The sequence below is a fragment of the Vreelandella venusta genome, from assembly GCF_015689495.1.
Taxonomy (GTDB): Bacteria; Pseudomonadota; Gammaproteobacteria; order Pseudomonadales; family Halomonadaceae; genus Vreelandella; species Vreelandella venusta.
This window is the reverse complement of record NZ_CP065135.1, coordinates 4,233,861-4,256,180: the sequence shown is the minus strand read 5'-3', so window position 1 is coordinate 4,256,180 and position 22,320 is coordinate 4,233,861. Positions and strand designations below refer to the sequence as shown.

Genomic DNA, 22,320 nt, shown 5'->3' with positions numbered 1-22,320 from the left:
AGCATGTAAACAGTCTATGCCGTAAAGCAGCAAAATGATCGACCAAATGATGAGAGCGGTAGTGGTCTCCGCTATCATTCAGCCAATGGATAGGTGGCGTTCACGGAGAGACGTTAATGCATAATTTCCAACACCTGGAAGGCTTGTTTAGGCAAGCAGCAGGCGAGTCATCGCTCTCCCAGCTTAAGCCGGGCGACGCGCTAACGGACGCTGTGCATGACTATTTTCGCCACTACGGTTTAGAAACGCTACTAAACGACACCAGCGAAGTGCACGCGGGATTTATTGATACTGGACGCTTTGCTCTGTGGTGCCAAGTATGGAGCCCACCTGTTCCCACGGGCACCGCGTTTGTGATTCATGGTTATTTTGACCATTTAGGACTTTATCGCCATTTACTCGGCTGCCTGCTGGCCAAAGGGTGGCGAGTGGTGTTGTGGGATCTTCCTGGTCACGGGCTTTCCAGCGGCCCACGCGCCGACATTGAAGATTTTGACGACTATCAGCACTGCCTTGCGCATTTGCAGACGACATTGCAACGCCAAGGCATGGCCCCTACACCGTGGCTAGGCGTTGGGCAGAGCACGGGGGCAGCCATTCTGGCGACCGACGCACTCACTCGCCGCGAAACGGCAGGCTGGGCCGGTATTGTGCTGCTAGCGCCATTGGTGCGACCTTGGCGCTGGAGTCAGTCTAGCTGGCTGCACCTGATTGCCAGCCCTTTTCTAAAGGAGCTACCACGTAAGTATCGTCCCAACTCCACGGATGAGCAGTTTACGGCGTTCCTACGCGACCAAGATCCGCTTCAACCGGAACGGTTGAGCGTTGCCTGGATAACTGCCATGCGACGTTGGATGCCGCGTTTGCTCGCGCTGGAACCTAACTCGCTGCCGACGCTTATTTTACAGGGTGAGCAAGACCTTACAGTCGATTGGGAGTGGAACTTAGCGGTGTTGGAGGAGAAGTTTCCTAATGCCGAGATCTACCGCCATCCAGAAGCACGGCACCACTTAGTTAACGAGGCCGACCCCATTCGAGAAGTCCTGTTCGAGGCTCTGGATGGTTTTGTAGACAACGTTGTTGAGCGTGGGCAATAACGTAAATATTGCAAGCCCAGGGGGCAACCCGAGGCGAGGGCGCTAGCGTGCGCCCTGCCTCAGGCCTACTTTAGCTACTGAGTTTCATTACTGAGCGTTCAGAAAGTCTTCCACATCGAGCAGTATCAGCTCATTGTCATCAGCGCGTCCTTGCTGGCGGCCAATAGAGAAAGGGTAGTTATTGTCATTGGCGACCACGATGGTGCTCTCATCAACACGATCGACGTTCTCAATGGTCACAAAGGGAAAGTTAAAGATGCCGTTGACCGTGCCACGGGGTGCGATGCCATCTGGATCCTGAATGTTCATCAGGTCTATATAGGCAATTTTCTCAAGCACGCCCTGCTCGTCTGTACGGTCGAGGTCGATGAGGTAGATACGTTTGAACTCAGCGGGATTGTCTGCCCACGCTTCTCGCGGGTCGCCCTGGCGACTATCACGCTCGATGATTAAGCCGCGAGTTCCGCCAATGAGGTTGAAATCGCCAATCGCATGATCCGCTGACTCCAAGGGGTAATAACGGGTTGTGTCGCCCCATTCTCCGGTTTCAGTATCGAGCTCGAACATTCTTAACACGGCGGTGCCGTCAATCGTTTCTGGGGCGTTGGCGCTGCTGTCCCAGATCGGTTTCTCTAGCAAGGGATAGAGCGTTGTTTGGTCTTCGGAAAGCGCCATGCCTTCATAACCGCCGGAGCGAAATACCACCACTTCATCTGCGAGAGATGCACCAGGGTTCGGGGTGAGGACAAAAGCATTGTCAGGTGAGCGCATCAGCGTTCCACTAGGGTTAGTGGCCAGCACTTGCAGCACTTCGCCTTGACTATCGACCTGGAGAATCCACGGGCCGAACTCATCGCCAATCCAGTAGCTATCGCCCACCGGCTGTATCGATTCAATATCGAAATCAGCGCCGGTTAAAAATCGACCAGACGTGGCTTCATTCATAATTGGGAAAGGCACTTTGCGGTTTGGGTCCGATAGTTGAACGGTCTCCTCAATGATGACACGCCCGGTGTCCCAGTCAGTCTTTATAATGTTAAACATCAGAATGACGTCAGAGGAGTTGGCTTTGGAACCAAAGCCGTTATCGGTTAATACCAAGAAACGGTCATCGCCTAGCGAGCGAATACCTGAAAACCCCTGCAATGGTTGGCTGGGGAAGGGGAGCGCTAAGCCGGTGGCTTGCATGTTGGTATATAGCTGCTCAGCCCGGCCCTCTGGGCCAGTAAAACGGCCTGAGACGTTGTAGTGGTCAGCGGCCCCGGAAGGCGCTGCTACAAAGCTGCTGCCAGGTAGCTGAGCATGGCCGGACAATGTGGCGCTAAAATCCTGCTGGGCGTGCGCGGCACTGGTAAATACAAAGGCGAGAAGAGCAGTTGCTAGTAACGGCTTAGTCATCACGGTTTCACTATTTAGAAAGAGAAAGTAGAGCAGCTTCAGAATTTGCTAATTTTCACCCGTAATAGTGATAGTTAAATGACAACGTGCAGATGTTTTAATGATGATGAACTTGCATATCGAGCCTCGCCGCTAATCAGTCAAAAACGCCTTGCTCTAAAGACACAAATGCTAAATGGTGAGTCTTTCAAAGACATTCTTCTAAAGAGGAAGTGGTATGGCATCAGTAGCAAAAGTTCTCGTATTAGCGGGCAGTGCCCGTGAAGGCTCGTTTAACAAACAGCTCGCAAAGCTTGCCGCCAAGCGTATTGAGGCCTTGGGTGGACAAGCGACCTTTATCGATTTAAAAGACTACCCTTGCCCGCTGTTCGATGAAGACATTGAAGCCCAAGGCATGCCTGATAATGTACTGAAACTGCGCGACATACTGGCAGAACATCAAGCGCTATTGATTGCCTCGCCGGAGTACAACGGGTTTATTACGCCGCTGCTGAAAAATACCTTAGATTGGCTCTCCAGGCCTTACAACGATACGCCAGGACTCGGACTGTTCGCCGGCAAGTGGGCTGCGCTGGTGGCGGCGTCACCAGGTGGGCTGGGCGGTATTCGAGCATTGCCTCTTGGACAGCAGTTGTTGGCCAATCTGAGTTTGACCGTACTGCCGCAGCCACTATCATTGCCGAAGGCAGGCAGTGCGTTTAACGAGTCAGGCGCGCTCAAGGATGAAGCGACGGGTGGAAAGCTCGACGCCCTATGCCAACGGCTTGTCGATGTAATGGCCAATCACCATCGCTAGGCACCTTTCAACAGTCTATCCAACTGCCGGTAGCCGATCGCCTCGATAAAGTGCGGCTGGGTAGGCTTGGGTTCGCCTTGTAGATCGGCCAGGGTAAGCGCGACCCGCAGGACGCGGTGGTAAGCACGGGCAGAGAGCTTGAGCTTTTCCAGCACGCCTGCCAGCCAGGCGCGCTCTTCATCGTTCAGCGCGCAGGCGGCTTCTAAGGCTTTGCCGCTTAGCTGGCTGTTGAGTGCGCCTCGCGCCATCTGGCGCTCTCGGGCGGCCATCACCCGCTCGCGCACGGCGCTGGAAGGTTCGCCTTGAGTTTGTGCAGTAAGCTGCTCGGGCGGCAGGGCGGACACTTCCACTTGCAGGTCAATGCGGTCTAGCAGCGGGCCAGAAAGCCGTGCCTGATAGCGCTGAATCTGACTGGAACTGCACTGGCAGCGCTGACGCGGATCGCCCAAGTGGCCACAGGGGCAGGGGTTCATGGCGGCAACGAGTTGAAACTGCGCTGGATAACGGCGTTCATGGCTGGCGCGTGAGAGGTGAATTTCCCCCGTTTCCAGTGGCTGCCTTAACACTTCTAAGACGTTGCGAGAAAACTCCGGCAGCTCGTCTAAAAACAGCACGCCGTGGTGAGCAAGCGAGATTTCCCCAGGTTTGGGTTTTGAGCCTCTGTGAATTCCATTAAAAACAGCTACTAGTGCTATACTAGAACAATATCTTACGTTATTTTCGACAAGTAAATACGCTACTAATTGACACCAATATAAGCGACTGGGTGTCAAAACTACAAATATATAGGCGACTGGATATGAATCGGCCTGTTAGAGTTATTGGAACTAACCGAAGAAGCCTTACTGGGCAGGTTTCTTTCTTGCGAGGAGGTACTTGCAATTTTGAGTCATCATTAGAGCGCGATTTCCTGATGATCCTCGACTTTGATCCGTTGGTAGCTAGGGTTTGTGAGCAGCCGCTAACTATCAAGTATCTAGATGATGATCAAAAAAGGCGCCAGTACACGCCCGATATGCTCGTGACTTACTTGGATGACGCAGCGCCAATTCTGTATGAAGTTAAGTATCGAGAAGATTTGAGAGATAATTGGCACATCTTGAAGCCTAAATTTCAGGCAGCTATACGCTATTGCAAGCAGCAAGGTTGGAGCTTTCGCATTGTGACTGAGCGAGAGATTAGAGGTTCAGGCCTATTGAACAATGCACGATTTCTAAGGGCCTATAGGGACTTGGCAGAGGACTCGGCTACCGCTACTCACTTGGCTAGAACCCTTGCTGTGCTCGGTGAGACAACACCTGAAATTTTACTTACAGCTGCTTATGCGAATGAGGAAAAGCGTATGTGTGCGCTTAGTTGTTTATGGCAAATGATCGCTATAGGCCGGGTTCATGCTGACCTCATACGCCCATTAAACATGTCCAGCCCCATATGGATTACTAACGGAGAAGGTTTTTTATGGCTACAGAGCCCGCTTTTCTATCGGTAACTACTGGGTCTGTGATAACAGCCAATGGCCGTACCTATAGAGTTTCGCACTTGTTGGATACAGCAACCCTCCTTGCTAAAGATACCGACACTGGAGAGGTGCATCGTCTCTCTGCGCATCAGCTTCGTCCCGTAACGGATATAGAGCTTGAAGAAGGTGGTGTTGCTGAAGGAAAGGATTTATCCGAGATCGATGACGAAGACTGGCAAGTTGCTCAGCAGCGATTTGCAGCAATCCGTCCTCTACTTGACGATCCATTTCGTACTCGTGCAAAGGCAGAGCAGTTAGCAGAAGAAGCCGGTGTTCACGTTGCCACTTTATACCAATGGGTTAAGGACTATCACGAGGCTGGCCATATTTCAGCATTGATACCAGCCCCGCGAGGCCGCAAGCCAGGTACGAAAAAGCTCGATAAGAAAGTCGAGGCAATCATCGAAGGGGCGATCAATGACTTATATTTGAGTCGGCAACGCTACAAGCCCAGTGACGTTATTGTTACTGTGAAAGCGCATTGCAAACAGGCTGGCTTACCTCTTCCGCACGCAAATACCATTCGTAACCGCATTAAACAGATTTCGACCCGTGAAACGATGAGACGCCGCGGGTTACGAGATAAGGCGCGTGACACCTTTGCTCCTATCAGGGGAGAGTTTCCAAATGCGGATTTCCCTCTTGCTGTTGTTCAAATAGATCATACGCCTGCTGACGTTATTCTAGTTGATGAAGAGCATCGCCTAGCGCTTGGCCGACCGTGGATAACTCTGGCTATTGATGTCTTTTCACGAATGGTGGTGGGAATCGCGGTTAGCATGGAAAAGCCAAGTGCTGTCTCAGTAGGTTTGTGTGTGTCCAATGCCATGTTGCCTAAGCACGAATACCTTGCAAACCTGGAGGTGGGGCTAGAGTGGCCAGTCTGGGGGAAAATGCGTGTTCTGCATGCTGATAACGCAAAAGAATTCCGGGGGAAAATGCTGAGGCGGGCTTGCGAGCAATATGGTATCGACCTGCAATTACGTCCTGTAAAGCGTCCCCATTATGGCGGACATATCGAGCGTTATATGGGCACTGCGGCAAATGAAATACACACGTTACCTGGCACAACATTCTCGAATGTAGAGCAGCGAAAAGGATATGACTCAGAAAAAGAGTCAGCGCTTACCATTCGTGATTTTGAACAGCACTTAGTTGAATTCATCGTTGGGGTTTATCACCAGCGTAAGCATTCTGAATTAAATATGCCGCCAATGCGCAAGTGGCAACTCGGTATATTAGGGGACTCAAAGCAGCCGGGCTTAGGGATGCCTCCTATACCGACTGACCCTACGCGTTTGAAACTAGATTTCCTTCCTCTATATTCGCGCAGCATCCAGCGTTATGGCATCCAGTTAGATGAAATTAATTACTACCATGAGGTGTTGAACCCTTGGATTGGTTCAAAAGACCCCGAAAATCAAACGAAGGCTCGTTCATTTACTATCCGTCGTGACCCACGCGATATCAGTAAAGTCTATTTCTTCGACCCTGAAAGTGAGATCTATTACATGGTCCCTTATCGGGATCCTACTCGCCCAGCGATTAGCGTATGGGAGTTACGGGCAGCAACGCGCCGCATTCGAGAGGAAGGACTGCGGCATGTTGATGAGGATGTGATTTTTGAGACCATTCTCAAGATGCGTCATCGTGTTGAACAGGCCGTCACGAAAACGAAGCAAGCAAGACGTCAGATGGCTCGTATCAATACGACGAAGAAACTCGCTAAGAAGGCTGAACCTTTTGAAAATCAATCACCTGCTGAGAGTTCTTTTCCTGATCCATCTCAAACAGAGGTGCAAAGTGAGATTGATATATTCGCGCTGCCGATAGAACCATTCGATGACGATGCCTAGGAAATGAATATGGCCCATTTTGATCACCTCAAGCCAGAGATTGCTGAGACACTCACCTGGACGACGGAAGACCGCATTTTTTTCGCTCAGCAAAACCATTGGATTTCCTATCCTAGGGCCAAAGAAATCATGACCCGGCTTGAGGATCAGTTAGCACATCCGCGTGTACAGCGGATGCCCAACACACTGCTGGTCGGAGAAAGCGGGAATGGAAAAAGTACGTTAATCGACCGTTTCAGAGAAAAGCATCCGGTGAAGATTCTTCCCTCTGGAGAACCATTAGCACCTGTCATTGTGATGGAAATGCCTTCCGAACCAAATGAAGGGCGTTTTTGGACTGAATTGCTTCTGTCTTTAAAAATTGCCCACAGAGATACGGATCCCGTGCAGCGTAAGGAGAACCAAGCTATTTCGGTATTAACTTACGTACAAGTCAAGATGCTCATTATCGATGAAATCCACAATGTGCTACATGGAAGTGCCAGACAGCAGAGGCATTTTCTAGGAATGCTAAAGAGATTGAGCAATAAGCTACAGCTTCCTCTTGTAGCCGTCGGTACACGTGACTCCATTCTCGCGCTGCACACCGATACTCAACTCTCAAGTCGCTTTGAGCCGCTGGCACTACCTCGATGGCAGTTAGATGTTAGCTTCTTGCGCCTCTTGGCCAGCTTTGAACGCTTACTGCCATTAGCTGAGCCCTCTCAGCTGTCTAGTCAGGATATCGCGATAAAGCTACATAGTATGAGTGGGGGCACCATCGGCGGAGTAGCGTCCGTCCTGAAAAGAGCGACCGTTAAGGCGATCCGAGAAGGTAAAGAACATATAGACGCTAAGCTTCTTGATGACATCGGCTGGGTTAAGCTCTCTGATTATGGCAAGGAGGCGCTCAAACTGTGATCAGAGGGGGCTGGGCTATCATGTTATCACCCGCCAAGAATGAGCTGTTTTCTTCGTGGTTGATGCGTAGCGCCTTTGCTCATGGCCTGACCCCCTATCGGTTTGCTAATTACTGGGCCCCATCTACTCCTATCTGGGACCGTGACATTGATCGTAGTGCCAGTGATGAACTCCTCTATATCATGTCGTGCCACTCTGGCTTTGATGTTGCGTCAGTCGAAAGAATGACGTTACGCTCAATTGAGCAGAGTTTGGTAAAAATTCATCGTCAGGGAAATATCCCCTTTCTTCTGTCCGCGGGGATATCTAATAAGGTGCGTACCCGGCACGGCCTTCAGTATTGCTCCGAATGCTTCAGGGATTATGGGGCCATCTATTATCGTGACTGGCGTTTAGGGTTTATGGTTGTTTGTCCTTACCATGGCGCCATGATGAGCGATGCTTGTCCACGTTGTGATGCGCCATTGATGCCACATCGAAGTACCGTGCAAAGAATGGATCGTTGTACGGTATGTGGGGTGTCGCTTCTTTCTCGCAAGTTACCAACCTTGTGCTGTTCTTCATTAGTGATAGCTTTTCAATCCCAGTTACTGAAGTTAGCGAATGGAACTCCAACTAATTTGCTTCCACAAGCGTCCACCAGTCCGGAAGCTGTGAGTGTCATTCGGGTAATGGCTGGTGTGCTCGCTAATTCGCTACAGCATAATCGACTGAGGCTTCATTACGGCTTGAAGCCCTTCCATTATCCATCAAATCAGCGTTGCTTGTATGAGCTTCAGCGTGTCGCCTATAGGGCTGCAGTTTTGGAAACCTTGGCATATTGGCTTCGTGATTGGCCATCGTCATTTCAAGAAGGTTCAAGTGTGCTTGGTCTAACTCAGAGGACATTCATAAAAAATATAATGCCTGCTTTTTTTGATGAGCAGCTTACATGTCTGCCAGTAGGGGTACGAAGAACGCGCAGCACGAATCAGCTGCCACAAGAGCCTTGTCTAAATCGGTGTCGGCGAACTGAGCTTGTACAGTTTCGCCAGGAAAGAGCTCAACATATATTAAGCTTTTTAGGATACCCCTTTTTGTGAGTCGTAAACCCCACTTGCAGTGTGATGACTGTGGTCGATCCATGCTTAAGGCACATAGGCGCTACAAAGGAAGCGCTTACTGCTCGACATGTTATGCCCGTGAGTTTAAGAAAAAGACTTGCACTAAGTGCGGCGCGTCAGTGAGAGCCCATAAGTATGAACAGAGCCCGGTATGCAGTGAGTGCCTCAGGCTGCACCGCGTCTGCGCACGATGCGAAAAGCCGCTGCCGAAAGCTGATTATGTGATTGGAAATGCTGCATTCTGCAAAAGCTGCTCACCTCATGTGCGAGAAGAGCGTACCTGCGCTCAATGTGGGAATCCTGATAGTAGATGCTCGCCCGCCACCATTGACGGTATGGCGGGGGGTGTCTGTCTGGCATGCGAAAGAAAAAACCGCTCATTTGTAACTTGTGCCGTTTGCCGGCGATATCGCCAGCTTGATCAATATGATGCTGAAGGTCGAGCGGTGTGTAGAGACTGCAGTGGTCCGTATCCAAAGGTTCATTCATGTCCTGACTGTGAGATGAGCACGCCTGGTGGTGGAAGTGCCCCCTGCCCAAGCTGTGCATTAGAACGCAGAATAAAAAAAAGGGTGAACCTGAATCTTGAATTATTCGAAGCTCATTGGTGTAGAACGCTTTTTCTTGAGTTTTGTTCTTGGGATAAACTTCCTAGGCAAGCGGGAAATATGACGATGCGAATAGATAACTATGCGCGTTTTTTTGTCATACTCGAACGGCATACTTTGTCCGTCAGAGGTATTGATCAGCAACACTTATTCAATTTATTCGGAGCTGAAAAGCTCCGCCGTTCTTTTCATGTGGTGAACTTCTTAGTAGAAAAAATTGGCATCGTGTGGGATAACGAAGAGCAAGAGCAATTAATTGAAAATAAAAGAATTAATGATATTTTGCAATGTTGTAAGGAGCAGCCTTGGCATCGTGAGATCGTCACCTATGCAAAAGATTTGGGTGAGAGAATTACTTACAAAGAGACGCCAATCAAACCTTTGACTGTTAGGAACTATTTGCGAGCAGCTATAGAGCTACTGATTTCAGCCAAGGTAACTTCCATTCAGGAACTTCCCGAAGATGCAATCGTGTCTCATGTTAATAATAGGCCAGGGCATCGTGCTTCCTTAACTATTTTTAGAACCTTTGCTAAAGAAAAGTACGCCGTTAATCTAGTGTTACCAGAGAAAAAAAATAAAGGGATAAGTAACAAGCAAAAAGTTAAGAAAATTAAGGCAGTAATAGAAAAACTCGTTTCCACGCCGAACGAGCGTGAGGCTAGAGCTTTAATGCCTGCAGCAATTTCAATGCTTTATCAGTTGCCATTAAAAAAGGTCCTCATGCTTCGCTACGAACACGTGTTGCACTCCAACCGAAAGGTATTCATTACTGTGGATGATGAGCGCTACGAGCTCCTCGGGCCATTGCCTCATTTAATGAAGGAATATCAGTTGGGAGTCGACCCTAAGGCCTTTATCTTTGCCGGCAGAAGCCGTATGCAGCCTATGAGTACTATGACTGTGCGTTATCATATAAGAAAGCTTGAAGCGCTAAAAGGAATGTAAGGTTGAGGGCTTGGCCAAAGTGAGATGATAATTCACATAGGAAGCCCGTAGTGTAAATGGCACTGCAGAGTCTGATGAATCCTATACTTGAGCATAGGGTGTGTCGCCTTAAAATCGTTCAAGGTTTACCAGCAGCCTTGGCAGCTTCTTCGACCCAGACTCCAAGGTTTTCACGACCATTATCTGTATTCCAGCGGTAGTGCTTGTATCCCTTAACCGTCATGCCGCAGAAGGCACTTGTTTGTCTATTGAAATCAGCGATCTTACTAATATCAATAGTCAGCAAGCCGTTTCCACGTTTGATACTCTGCTCTATCTCGTATTTGACCCATTTACTTTTATCAGTATTGGCACCTACAAGTACGACCGTCACAGTCGTGCCGATAAGCTGGGCATCTATCCATGCTTTGACCGTGCTTTCACCTGTGCGTTCTAACTTCTCGAACTCTGCTTTGTCGATGAAGCCAGCTTTAGGGTTGGCATGGATCACGTTACTGTTTCGGACATTCATCGCTCTCTGAACGTCGTCGTACTTGAAGCTGAAGAAAACCTTTCTAGCCATGGGGACTCCTTAGATGAGTCGCAAGAGGAGGAGGATGACTTCTTGAGCGCGTTCAAGCGACGTAGCTTTATCGCCTAGTTCGTGCAACAACGGTGTAATCTTCTTACCATTCTCGTACTGAGATTCTTGATAAGACTTCATAACATCGCTCCACAGTAACTCCGACATCGAGCCTGTGATACCAACAGGAATTACAAAAACTCCTTTCGCTACAGCGATATCGAATTCTTCGCGCATTCCTTCAGAAAGAATTAATTTACCATCTTCCAACTTATTGCCAAACAAAAAAATAGCAACGCCTGCATGAGCGAGCATATTGCGTCGATATTCTGTCCACAGTTCCTTCAGCGGCTTTTCTCCAGTCTTACTCTGTGGAAATGGCCTGAGAATCAACTGATCGTTGTCGAGGCGGCCACCATTCATAACAGTTTGTTCAAGCACACCCGTTATGATCGCGCTCCCTATACCGAGGCCAAACCCTGAAATCACTCGGTACTGTTCTTTGCAAATGGTTCTGCTCAGATGATAAACGAATTGCTCTGATTCGTTCTTGGACCACGGGCTATAGTCATGAGCCGCACCAGAGATGAAGATAGTATTTCTTTTATGACGATGCTCAATGGCACGCAGAATGTCTGTAATTTCAGAAAACTCGTCAACGTAAACTGCTTTGATCCCGACACGGAGCAGCTCTCCTCTGAAAAGCTCTTCCTTGCGTTGGCGGTACTCGAAGTCAGCTAGGTCTTCATTCTCTCCTTTGCTAGCTTTCCTCAGGATGCAGTAGTGCTGTCGTTGATTTCGATTAAACTGAATTCGGACGCGGCTAAGAATATATTCTAGATTAGGGTCGGTGAAACTGAAGCCGAGAAAGAGGAAGGTTTTAGAAACCAGGTCACCGCTTAAAGCGGTAATGAACGGCTGCATATCGACGTGGTAACGCTCATAGTCATCACGGGTCAACACCGCGTCAGCGGCATGCTCGATGTCTCCATGCATCTTATAAACAATTGCATCACGTTTCGGCCGTGTCGTTGCCAATTGCTTGTTGGTATGTTTGATGTCAGCTATCTTTTCGTTTTTTTCAAGAGCTGTTTCAATCAAACGATCGTAATTTGTTGTCCAGTAGGTTGGGATTGGCAGCCTTGCCAGAATCGTGTGGTTCTCTGTGGGCCCCGCCGTCATTGAGAACTCAGTCACCAGTAGCTGGTTGAGTTTTGCTCGGTTAGTCGCATTAACATTTGTGTGGTATTGCGCCAACGTAACCAGGTCCCATTCTTTATCAACGTCTAATTCAAGCTCGTCAGCAATTGGCTTGAGCAAGGACTTCCAGTCGACATAACCTGCTGCTCTCGAAAAGCCTGCACCCGCAAAAATTGCTAGATTTCCTTCTTCTAGCTCTTTTGAAAGGGTGTCAACGAGCCGTAGCTGATCACGTTTCATTCTGAGCTACCGTTTAGGTTGTTGTAGGGAATGTCAAAGATTTCTCAGCCAACGGCCGTTTCCTTGAAGGTCGTATAGCGCTAACCCTCCGTTTGTTGAAGTTTCGATACGGGAATAAAGCTGTAGATATTCATTGCCGTGATGACGACCGGATGAATCGACGGTAGGAACGATAACGATGTTATTGAGGTGCTTCTTTCCATCAGCGTAACCAATCTCCCAAGGGCACCATCGTGATGACATAGAGTTCTCAGTAGCAAGGAAAAGGAACCAATTGGCATTTACAATGGCGTTCTTGATTCGCCTTGCGGTTTCCGCATCAGGGCGTTCCGGCATCTTTTGATCTTGCCAATCGATGTAGAGATCCCATCCTTGTTCAATGAGCATTTGCTGAAGACCTAATGCCAGCTGGTTATCTTTATGGCTATGGCTCAAGAAAGCAGTCGGTTTACCGCTGCTCGGTGATGAAAAAACCCGTTGCTGCCTACGATATGAGGCATTGTTGAGGTCATATTGGTAAATTTCCATACGTTAACATTCCCTACTATTTCTTAGCGTTTCATGAAAAAGTGTCATTATTTTCGTTCATTCGCAAGCTGTTTCTGAGCGTATCCTTATCGCAGGACTGTTCAACGTAATAGGCGGCGATGAAAGGCTTAGTGAATTATGTTGGCCCTAACCGAATGCTGCACATGGGACAGCGGCTACCGAGCTCATTGGGGTTCCATCATTATCTTTTGGTAGGTAGCTAATGGTGTCACCGGATTAGTCAATTCATCAGGTCAATGGGTCTAGGAAATGGATGATTAAATAATGGTGGAGAATCAAAATGAAAATTACTGAAAAGGTGGAAATCGATACCGTTACTGATGTGATGTGCGATGTATGCCTATGTTCCACTCGGGGAGCGAATGATGGGCTTGAGTTTGCTACGCTCCAAGCTCATTGGGGATATGGAGCTAGACATGATGGCGAGCGCTACGAACTACATCTCTGTGAAAGTTGCTTTTTTGGCACAGTGACGTATCTAAAACAGGAGCGACGTATACCAAATTTATTCAATGACGAGGTTGGGAAAGAGGCTGGCGAGCAGAACGACACATTTGGCCTAGTCGCTACAGATGACTACTTTCGTGACGACGGAGGAAGCAAGCTTTAACCGTTATCTGTTCTAAAGTGCTCCAAAAAAGCACCAGGATGAATAGGCTTAATCAACGTCATTGCCTCACCGAATGCGCCTTCTTTGCCTAAGCTGCATGAAATGACTAGGCTGTCTTGCTGTAGCTATGAAGCTACCATCGTTATTTGAAATAGCCCAATGTACGTGCTCATAGTGCTTATGGAATAGGATCATTACTCGCATTCCCGAGAATACCAAAAGTTCTAGATTGACCGAGGAATGTCTTTCAGAGCGCGGTGAAGAAGAAAAAGTGGATGTGAAAGGCGCAGTAGGCGCAGGCAAGTTCTTCTGCGAAAGGCCGGATTCAAGTAGTCTCTGGCTATGGATAACGAAAAAAGCGGCTAACTGGGAATGTAAGGAATGGATCGTGGTTCCGATTTTTGGCGTAATGAAGTCGTAGCTTTTCTTGCGCTATCGACTATCAAAGGGGTTGGGTACTGGACGCTATTTCGTCTGATGTTGCCTGCCGGTGAAGGGTTCAAAGACTTTCTTAAAAATTCACCGATTTCAGTTCTTGAAAAAGAGCTGGAGGTATCACTTCTGCTGGACGAAGAAAGCCCTGAAGAGTGGCAGCATAAAGTCTGGGAAGCTGGCCTTCAGCTGGCTAGGGAGCTGGCCAAACATAGAACACGGCTGGTCTTTCGAGATCAGGAGGAATTCCCAGGTAGTCTCAAAGAGACTGAAGATGGGCCGCGTTGGCTATTTATCCAAGGAGATATTCGAGCTCTTCATAATCGTCCAATTGCTGTTGTGGGCACTCGTAAGCCGTCAAAAGATGGTGAGTTCTTGGCTCGCTACGTTGTTGCAGCACTGGCGCACTCAGAGAGAACAGTAGTATCTGGACTTGCATTTGGCATTGACCAGGTTGCTCATCAAGAATCTCTCAGATATGGCTTGCCCACAGTGGCTGTATTAGGAAATGGAATATTCCTTGATTACCCCAAAGGCTCTCAAGAGATCCGTGAGAAAATTTTAATGAATGGCGGGGCAGTCATAACAGAATACCTGCCACATCAAACCTACTCTGGTCAGAACTTTGTGAGGCGAAATCGAATCCAGGCAGGCCTTTCTGAGTTTGTGATTCCAGTTGAATGGAAAGTTAAAAGCGGTACGGCCCATACCGTTGAATATGCTTCGAAATACCAAAGAAAGGTAGTCAATGTATTTCTGCCAGGAACAGCAAAAGTTCGGCCAGAGCTGGATTTTTCGGAGCGTTCTCGCGGTGCAGTATCGTTTGAAATACCTAGGGAAACCGAGCAGCTTTTAGAGTTACTGGACTTGGATGCTTTCCCAGTGAGATTGGAGACCGAGCAATCAAAGGAAGTCGCGGCCGAACCAGTGCAACAGAGTTTGAAAATTTAGGTGAATCCTTGTCCTTTTTTAACAATATGAAAAGAAGCCTATGTTGATAGTAACCTCTCCCAGTGCGCTGCTAATTAACGGTGACCCCGACTCATCTATTGCGCAGGTGTTGATCGAAGCAGCTAAAGATGGCCATAAGGTTGGAATTGTTTCAAATAATGCAAAACCGAGCTGGTTTGATGAGCTTTTCGCTGAAACCGGCGTAATATTTAAGCAAGAGTTAGGCCGGCAAAATGGAGGAATTGTTAAAAGAACTGCCGAAAAGCTAAAAATTGCGCCGCAAGATGTCTTAGTGTTAGTTGGCTCGCAAGCTGACATTGCCATGGGCAAGAATGGTAAAGCGGTTATGATTGCTGCGGGCTGGTTAAATGATCCAAGAGTGGCTGAGCTCGGCATTCAGGTAAGCTGTGCAAATTCCTTTAAGGAAACCCTTCGATTAACCTTTGAGTGGGATGGTAAGTGGTGGTTTCACGGTGAAGGATCGTCCTATTCTGTTCACGCTTTTTCCGATCTATCTACTTTTGGAAAGGACTTTGATCAAAAACAGTTTCGCTCGCATTTAACGAATACCATAAAACAAGGAGGGCCTCGATTGAATGCTCTGCTTGCCATGGTCGCGAGATCCTTGTTGACTCAAGGTGTCGACTCGTTCCCAAAGCTTTTTTGGGGAGTGTTTCCTTCGTCAGCTAGCGATAACAGTGATAGCGAGGTGCTCAGTGATTTCACGCATCGCCTGAGGACAACCGTATCAACCGTTCGTATGGCGAGAAAGGGAGAGCCCTTATTTATTCGCCATAAGCCTTCTACTAAGCGGTCTACAGCTGGTTCCGGGATAAATCGTCTTGATCCCACCGAACAAGTAGAAACTATTCATTTGAATCCAAAGTACCGCTGCAATCTCATCGGACGTAACGTCATAGTGGTGGACGACTGTACTACCCACGGCGTGTCCTTTGGTGTAGCCGCCGCACTTTTACGCAAAGCAGGCGCTAATTCTGTCACATGTATTGCGCTGGGTAAGTTTGGGCGATCGCTGAGGGACTATCAAATTGATATTACTTCAGATCCATTTCAGCCGCTCAATATAGCGGGAGATGCTGTTCTAAAAGGAAACTCTTTTCTTGATGGGCAGGAAAATGCTTCTGCGCAAGAAGCGCTTAAGGGTTTGCTAGGTTAAAGAGTTTACATCAACGGGTTGTTTGCGGTGGGCACATAAAGGGTCAAGTGAACATGCAGTATGAATCACTCCGGGTTTCTTAGACACCTCCAGACCTTATAATCAAGGTACCCAAAAGGTCCAATGAGCAACCCACGTTATACCGAAGAATTCAAAATTGAAGCCTGTCAAACAGGTGGCCGACCGAGGCCATTCCGTTACCGAGGTTGCTGCTCGACTGGGAGTATCTGGACACAGCTTGTATCCGTGGATTAAGCGCTACTCCAGTGACGCGCATTACGTTAGAGCTGGCACTTGCTTCTTGCAGCTCACGTCAGGATCCGAGCTATGCTACCCCGCCCCAATTCATCGCATGCAGCACCCGGCGGGCCTGCTTAGCACCAATTTCTGTGTCGCACATCATAATAGGAGTCTGCCCGCCCAGTGCCTCATTAGGTCGAGACAGCCAGTCGATCGAGGCCTGTTTGTCTCCGAACATCTCCAAAACGAGCTGACTGGCAGTCGCAATCCGATCAAGGCGCTCAGAGGACACCGAATCCAGTCTCCTATGCTTTCGTAAATAGCGGTCTAGCTTCGTAGTAGATGCGGAGAACAGTAACTTAATCTGCTTATCTTGTAGTTGAAAAGTCACGCGCACTGTTTGGTAAACTCCGACTGAGAATCCATCATGAATACTCTTCAAACGCTGAGATTCGGTGCGTGACCCCTGAGTTTTAATGAATTTCCAGAAATTAGTAGTCTGGATTTTATGCTCAATATTTTTCAGGCTTTTAGGCGATGATTTTGCTTCCGCCATGATCTACCTCATGAAATAGTGATTCAAGTACCGTGAATTATAAAATGTTTAAGGTGTTACTTCTTTGCTAGTGTGGGGGGCGATCCTGCGGCTAGCGTCCTGACTCACAACACCACAACATAAGGGGATTCAATGAGAGTTGCCACACTTAAGCTTGAAAATTTTCGCGGAGTCCGCACTGGATCTATCCACTTTGGAAAGCACCCAGTTTTTGTTGGAGATAACAACACTGGTAAAACAACGCTAATTGAAGCACTTACCCTTCTTTTGGGGCGGGACAGGCTGGTTCGGGAGCTAACCGAGCATGACTTTTACGGTTCATGTCCCCAGCCAGCCGATCGCATCAAGCTTGTAGCCACCATCACTGATTTCCCAAATGACGATCCTGAACAAAGTAGTCAGTGGTTTCGAGAAGGAAGAGCAGTTGTCAAATGGCTGGATGAGGCCACTGGCATGGTACATCCTCTTCGAGAAAGCGAAGCCTATAAGCTATGTTGTCAGATCGCGGTCCAGGCTAGGTTTGATCACGACTCACTCGCAGTGGAGGTGCTTAGGTATTTTCATGACCACGATGAGCCCGTAGATCCATTCGCGGAGGACGCCCCGGCAGCAGTCCCAGGAAAGCTCATCCAGGAACTCAGCTTTTACCTCGTACGCGCAAGTCGTACTTGGGACAAAGTCTTTTCGTGGGGCAATGAGTTGTTCAAGCGCACTGTCCTTGCAGCGGCGGCCCAGCCTGCTGCTGCATTGCTGGCTGAGCGTGATCGTTTAAGGGCCCCCGACCAGCCAATCGATGCTGATCCAGGTATCGAACCGCTGATTCAGAATCTCAACGATGAATTAGCCCTTTCCTTTCCCAATTCGCCTCAGGTCCGCCTTCGGCTGACTAGAACTGATAGTCGCTCTGTAATGGAGGCAGTGTCTGCTCACTTCTCAACTGAAGATGGGTTCAACATACCCGCTGCAAGACAGGGTAGTGGCTTGGTTTCAATGCAAGGATTGCTTTTGCTGCTTGAGTTGGGACGAGCCCGTGCAGCAAGCGGTGGCGAATTTCTGATGGCGTTAGAAGAGCCTGAAGTTCATCTTCCTCCATCGGCTCAGCAGCGGTTGGTACAGCGTGTACAGGCACTTTCGACCCAAACTTTTGTGACCACTCATTCGCCGCTGGTGGCCAGCATGGCCGACCCCACATCTGTGTTGATTTTAAAGAAGCAAGGCGGCGTTCTATCAGCCGAGCCATTTCTCGAGGCCCCTCTCCCAGCTACGGCTCAGAACTGGCAGCGCAAGTTCTTCCAGCATAGCCGGATTGATGTTCTGAGTGCTCTTATGCAGCCGTCCCTGCTTGTTCCTGAAGGCAGATCCGACTTTCAGTTACTTCGATGCATCTTGAAACCCTTGATGATGACCGCTGGCTGGGTCGATTCAATGGCCCGGCCTTTTAGCATTGAGGTTGGCGTTGTTCCAACCGAGGATGCCAAAGTAGTTGAAACCCATCAGTTCATGGCCCGAGTGCACAGTCAAGTATGCTGTCTAGTAGATGGTGACGAGGAGGGACTGCGCTACGTAGATCGATTGCAGGCGACCTCAACACCCCCTGCTACGGTTATTCGATGGAACGATGGGGCCATGATCGAGGATGCGATCGGTTGGATTTTGGCCGCAGACGAAGCTGCAGCTGTTACCGAGCTGAATGCTCTAGGCCACGTAAAGTCTCAGACCGCAACGGACGTCGTGAATTACCTCAAAGCAAAGAAGATGGATATTATTGCTTATGAACTGGTAGCAGAGGCAATTGCAACTACGCCACCATGTAGAGCGCGCGCTGCCGACCTGCTCTCTGGACTTGCTTGCGCTTGTGTTGGGTCTAGTGCGACACAGCGTTTCAGCCAAGATGACAATAAAGTGTGGGTGTTTCAGCCATGACAGTTCATGTATTTACTGGAGGAGCCGGCTGTGGCAAGACGTATCATTTGATGAAATCACTGCGCGATCATCTGGAGGTAACACCTTTGAGCGAGGGGCAGAAGGTCTTGGCATTGACCTTTATGCATGGCTCCCGTCGGCGCCTGGAAGAGCGGCTAGGACAACTGCACCCCCTAAAAGTACGAACGGACTGCTCAACGATCGATAGCTTCGCTTGGCGTTTGGTTCGGCGCTGGTTGTCGCTCGCAAACGCACTTGGATTTGTAGACATTGAATCTGACCAATACGAACGAGTGTGTGATGCTGCCGGAGCACTTTTACGAATCAAGGAAGTCTGCAGTTGGGTGGCAGCCACTTTCCCTATTCTCTTGGTAGATGAAGCACAAGACTTGACGGAAAATCGACTTCACATCGTTGAAAGATTGGCCAGTAGGCTTGAGGTTTTTGCTGCTGCAGATGAGTTTCAATGCCTCAGAGAGGATCTTCGTCCGAATCCAGCCTGCGAGTGGCTCTCTCAGGTGGGTACTGTGAAAGAACTCACTCAACCGAGACGCACAAACGTCCAAGAGCTACTCGATGCGGCTAATGAAATTCGTAAGGGAAAACCTCCTGTATCTGGGAAGGTTTTCAAGGTTTCATTGACTGCGAAACCTCCGCTCGCTGGTGCTTGGATTAATGGAAATCTGCATTGGTACGGTGGAAGAAAGAGTGTTGCAGTGATCACGCCTACACTAGGCACATTCGCGAAGGGGGCGGTGAAATGGGCTGCTGAAAATAAGACTAAAAAGGGTTCCGGTCCTTATTCGATTTTGTGGGAAGAATCGGAGTCCAAGGCTGCATTGAATTTCCTGAGCGAAATTCCTCTGCAGGACGTAAATGATATCTCGTCCGCTATCGCTCTCCTAACTGCCGCAGGTGATCATCGAGCTACACGTGACTTGGCCGATTGGATGGATATGCAAAGAAGAGCTCGAGCAAAGACTTCTTTTTCCAAAAATGAAATTGAATTGGCGATTAAGCAAGGGTTCGCTCAACGACGTCACGCTAGAAAAGATAATGAAAGCGGCTGGAGAGGTATGACGGTTCACGGCGCAAAGAACCGTGAATTTGACAATGTAATCGTTCTTTGGCCTGCAGCTGTTGGTGGAAGCGACGATCAAAAACGTCGACTTTTATATAATGCAGTGACACGTGCGAAAAAGCGATGCTTGGTGCTCGTGCAGGCCAAGTCCTGTCTTGAACAAGCTCCATTTAAATGAACTTTAGATCGGTCAAAGTCGATTTGAAAGACAAGTCCTGTGAGCCAACTAAGCGTGCACCTTGCGGTAGGAGGCTACAATAGCCATGGGCGTAAAAAAACTATGTCAGATCCCCTGGGCAGTGGCTTGTTCAGTTTTTAAACGGTATCCTCTGCTAGATACACATTAGAAAGCAGTGTGCGTAACCATTCCTCAAAGTAATGGTGGTTATTCAATGTGAATGCTCTAAACCCTTGAATGAGTATGTTTTTAAAGATTCTTCATCTTCGATTTTTTGGGCTTTTGTGATCGGCGCTGCAGCTCTAATTTATATAACTTTTATTCCAAGACACGTACTCTAGTTACTAACGAACCACTAGGCACCTTTTTCAGAGCACCAATGTAAACCCTGTTAGTTATTGGAGCGTCGGTTCGTCGTTGAGCGAGTCGGCCAAAATTCTTTGACAGTACAAAAGAGCGGATTTGATTAAAAGGGATAACGGTTGTTGGCAAGGCTACTTGCGTAGCCATTTCCAAAAACCGTACCCTTGTATGCTGTATTATCGGTACGTTTCAACTTAATGGTATGTTGAAAAGGTGCTTTAGTGTTTTAGACACCTGTGAGCGTCTTTAAAGCGTTGGTGAAGCTTACATGGTTAAGGGGCTTTATAAATGAGCTACTATTTTGTTTTTTATAGTATGCGTGTACCCATGTTTTCATATCTAACACTCCCCTGGATGCTCGGATTTTTCTTTCAGCGCTCTTTAAGTTTCCTCGGTAAAATGCAATGTGATTTATAACTCGTTTAATAGTTTCTTGACAGTTGTCTTCTGCTGTTTTAAGCAATAACGTGCAGTATCCACCCTCATTTTCTCTACATTCAATTTCAAGAAGAAATATCTTTTCCGCGTTATATTCAAAATGATAAACTAAAATGCTTCTACGTACTAGACCTGTTAATGTGACCCATTTGCCTCTTTTATGTTCTTTTTGATGCTCGTCTATAACCCTTTTCGGTAATGGCCAAGTCAAAATATTATCTCTAAAAAGACCACCTTGTTGCGGCTGATAGCAATGCAGGTTATTTATTATTTTATTTTCGTGAAGCAGCTCTAACATTCTTCTTAACTGGATAAATCGATAAGGCATGTTTTTTTGAGCTACTTGTTCTGCAGAAACCTCTTTTGTTACTGTTATTCCATGCGTCGTTAATCCAGAAGTACCATGCTTAAAATCCTTTTTTTCAATGGGTGTTACTTTTCCTGAAAGATATTTATAACTAACTTCTTTTTCAATTTTTCTTAGCTCTGGTTTGTTTTTCCAGTCGACTCCTAAAGAGAAAGTTTCATCAAGCCCAGAATTGGCAGCAGGGTCTTCTTTAGAAGATATTGATACTTCATCATCTTTCGAGGCATTGTTATTCTGGTTAGCACTAGACCAAGGCTCACTTTTATCTGATTCTATAATATCTTTTGCCGTATCACCACTGTTGTCACGATGATGGTGGATTGTCAAGTTACTATAGGGCCACGTCGCGGAAATGATCTCCCAGCACAAATGCTTTTTGGGTTCTGATTGTATTTGAACTGAGCGGACTGAAAATCGGAAGTTTTTAACTAAAAAAGGAATGCTTGCATATATATAAGACTCACCAGTTGTCTTTAAAAAATTAGCGTAAATAGCATTGGCCGTTTGTTTGCCATGTTCAGAAATAGTGAGATTCGCTGCATGGTCAGCAAGCCCATCTTTGATTCTCTTTCTTAAAACCACCAACCATTCGTTATCAGAAATTTTTCCAGTTTTTTGGGTGTTAACAATATTTTCCATTGTTGTCGCCCATGGCCCTGTAGTTAGAGCTAGTGCGAACTGAGAAGAAGGCGCCATGAGAGCTCTAAAAACCTCGTGGCAAGGGATTATATAGGTACTTTGTGCTTGCTGAATTACAACGCAGTGGCTGTTGGAAAAGTCTTTTCCAAGACTGTATTCTGACTGCCCTATCCAACGGTATGGGTACTCATCTTTCCACCAACTTGGCCTTTCAAGCATGATGTCTTTTGCTTTAACAATTCTTGTACTTTTATCTGTCAAATCTGCATTAATATGGATGGTTTGAGCATTAGCGCGGCCAATTAGACGCCCATTTTTGTATATGCTACCTAAAACAAGCTCGGGCACCATTCCCGTGTGTACGCGTACTAGGATCTCTTCACTTAGGTTGGCAGGCTTGCAAATTTCTTGTTTGGTTGGATTCGAGCTGACTGGACACAACTTGACGCCAACAGAGGGGGTTGATGTTCGTCCCTCATAAGACAGGTACCCATCTACCCACCGTACCATCCAGTGGCGATCATCGTGGGGAAATTCTTCAAAATTAGTGATTATGTTACGACTAGACATGCAATTATTAGCACCTTTT

General features: G+C 47.8%; 18 protein-coding genes and 2 pseudogenes. 13 read left to right on the top strand and 7 right to left on the bottom strand.

From position 1 onward, the window contains the following. The first annotated feature begins 116 nt into the window (after positions 1-116). Positions 117-1,097 (top strand): alpha/beta hydrolase, encoded by a 981-nt coding sequence (locus IR195_RS19555; RefSeq protein ID WP_206048394.1) that lies wholly within the window; start codon positions 117-119, stop codon positions 1,095-1,097. Between the two features lie 87 nt (positions 1,098-1,184). Here IR195_RS19555 and IR195_RS19550 read toward each other — a convergent pair whose 3' ends face one another. Continuing rightward, positions 1,185-2,495 carry an esterase-like activity of phytase family protein gene (locus tag IR195_RS19550; protein WP_241006769.1) on the bottom strand — a complete coding sequence of 437 codons (1,311 nt, stop codon included), beginning with the start codon at positions 2,493-2,495 and terminating at the stop codon, positions 1,185-1,187. Between the two features lie 217 nt (positions 2,496-2,712). Between IR195_RS19550 and IR195_RS19545 the strand changes: the two genes are divergently transcribed. Continuing rightward, entirely contained in the window at positions 2,713-3,291 is a 579-nt protein-coding gene (locus tag IR195_RS19545; protein ID WP_125752907.1) for an NADPH-dependent FMN reductase, read from the top strand. On the opposite strand, the pseudogene IR195_RS19540 reads toward IR195_RS19545, so the two are convergent. After that, positions 3,288-3,950, bottom strand: a pseudogene (locus IR195_RS19540) (ATP-binding protein); the annotation flags it as partial. The gene IR195_RS19545 and the pseudogene IR195_RS19540 sit on opposite strands and share 4 nt — an antisense overlap. Before the next feature lie 140 nt (positions 3,951-4,090). On the opposite strand from IR195_RS19540, the gene IR195_RS20640 reads away from it, so the two are divergent. The 5 genes from IR195_RS20640 to IR195_RS19515 all read left to right on the top strand — a co-directional run bounded on the left by IR195_RS20640 (position 4,091) and on the right by IR195_RS19515 (position 10,225). Further along, positions 4,091-4,780 carry a TnsA endonuclease N-terminal domain-containing protein gene (locus IR195_RS20640; protein WP_198361385.1) on the top strand — a complete coding sequence of 230 codons (690 nt, stop codon included), beginning with the start codon at positions 4,091-4,093 and terminating at the stop codon, positions 4,778-4,780. A gap of 50 nt (positions 4,781-4,830) precedes the next feature. Beyond that, positions 4,831-6,666 (top strand): Mu transposase C-terminal domain-containing protein, encoded by a 1,836-nt coding sequence (locus IR195_RS19530; RefSeq protein WP_206048392.1) that lies wholly within the window; start codon positions 4,831-4,833, stop codon positions 6,664-6,666. Between the two features lie 9 nt (positions 6,667-6,675). Then, entirely contained in the window at positions 6,676-7,566 is an 891-nt protein-coding gene (locus IR195_RS19525; protein ID WP_206048391.1) for a TniB family NTP-binding protein, read from the top strand. A gap of 20 nt (positions 7,567-7,586) precedes the next feature. Continuing rightward, entirely contained in the window at positions 7,587-8,648 is a 1,062-nt protein-coding gene (locus IR195_RS20635) for a TniQ family protein (RefSeq protein ID WP_157698055.1), read from the top strand. Positions 8,649-9,172: 524 nt separating this feature from the next. Further along, a complete protein-coding gene (locus IR195_RS19515) occupies positions 9,173-10,225 on the top strand; it encodes a hypothetical protein (protein ID WP_206048390.1) in 1,053 nt (350 codons plus the stop codon). Between the two features lie 118 nt (positions 10,226-10,343). On the opposite strand, the gene IR195_RS19510 is transcribed toward IR195_RS19515, so the two are convergent. The 3 genes from IR195_RS19510 to IR195_RS19500 are packed head-to-tail and all read right to left on the bottom strand — an operon-like array spanning position 10,344 to position 12,755. Then, positions 10,344-10,787 carry a TIR domain-containing protein gene (locus IR195_RS19510; protein ID WP_089040277.1) on the bottom strand — a complete coding sequence of 148 codons (444 nt, stop codon included), beginning with the start codon at positions 10,785-10,787 and terminating at the stop codon, positions 10,344-10,346. A gap of 9 nt (positions 10,788-10,796) precedes the next feature. Further along, positions 10,797-12,227 carry an SIR2 family protein gene (locus IR195_RS19505; RefSeq protein WP_206048389.1) on the bottom strand — a complete coding sequence of 477 codons (1,431 nt, stop codon included), beginning with the start codon at positions 12,225-12,227 and terminating at the stop codon, positions 10,797-10,799. Positions 12,228-12,260: 33 nt separating this feature from the next. After that, positions 12,261-12,755 carry a toll/interleukin-1 receptor domain-containing protein gene (locus tag IR195_RS19500; RefSeq protein WP_206048388.1) on the bottom strand — a complete coding sequence of 165 codons (495 nt, stop codon included), beginning with the start codon at positions 12,753-12,755 and terminating at the stop codon, positions 12,261-12,263. Positions 12,756-13,056: 301 nt separating this feature from the next. Here IR195_RS19500 and IR195_RS19495 point away from each other — a divergent pair, with 301 nt between their 5' ends. The 4 genes and pseudogenes from IR195_RS19495 to IR195_RS19480 form a co-directional block, all read left to right on the top strand. Then, positions 13,057-13,386 carry a hypothetical protein gene (locus tag IR195_RS19495; RefSeq protein WP_089040977.1) on the top strand — a complete coding sequence of 110 codons (330 nt, stop codon included), beginning with the start codon at positions 13,057-13,059 and terminating at the stop codon, positions 13,384-13,386. A gap of 381 nt (positions 13,387-13,767) precedes the next feature. Then, positions 13,768-14,769, top strand: a complete 1,002-nt coding sequence (locus tag IR195_RS19490) for a DNA-processing protein DprA (protein WP_089040280.1) — start codon at positions 13,768-13,770, stop codon at positions 14,767-14,769. Positions 14,770-14,809: 40 nt separating this feature from the next. After that, positions 14,810-15,946 (top strand): hypothetical protein, encoded by a 1,137-nt coding sequence (locus IR195_RS19485; protein WP_206048387.1) that lies wholly within the window; start codon positions 14,810-14,812, stop codon positions 15,944-15,946. Positions 15,947-16,069: 123 nt separating this feature from the next. Then, positions 16,070-16,220: pseudogene (locus tag IR195_RS19480) on the top strand (transposase); the annotation flags it as partial. A 51-nt stretch (positions 16,221-16,271) separates the two neighbouring features. On the opposite strand, the gene IR195_RS19475 reads toward IR195_RS19480, so the two are convergent. Next, positions 16,272-16,742 (bottom strand): antitoxin Xre/MbcA/ParS toxin-binding domain-containing protein, encoded by a 471-nt coding sequence (locus IR195_RS19475; protein WP_206048386.1) that lies wholly within the window; start codon positions 16,740-16,742, stop codon positions 16,272-16,274. Between the two features lie 132 nt (positions 16,743-16,874). On the opposite strand from IR195_RS19475, the gene IR195_RS19470 reads away from it, so the two are divergent. Then, on the top strand, positions 16,875-18,665 hold the full coding sequence (locus IR195_RS19470; protein ID WP_089040283.1) for an ATP-dependent nuclease: 1,791 nt from the start codon (positions 16,875-16,877) through the stop codon (positions 18,663-18,665). Next, a complete protein-coding gene (locus IR195_RS19465) occupies positions 18,662-19,924 on the top strand; it encodes an ATP-binding domain-containing protein (RefSeq protein WP_089040284.1) in 1,263 nt (420 codons plus the stop codon). Before IR195_RS19470 ends, IR195_RS19465 begins: the two co-directional genes overlap by 4 nt. Before the next feature lie 589 nt (positions 19,925-20,513). Here the strand turns inward: IR195_RS19465 and IR195_RS19460 are convergent. Next, a complete protein-coding gene (locus IR195_RS19460) occupies positions 20,514-22,301 on the bottom strand; it encodes a hypothetical protein (RefSeq protein WP_206048385.1) in 1,788 nt (595 codons plus the stop codon). Between the last annotated feature and the right edge of the window lie 19 nt (positions 22,302-22,320).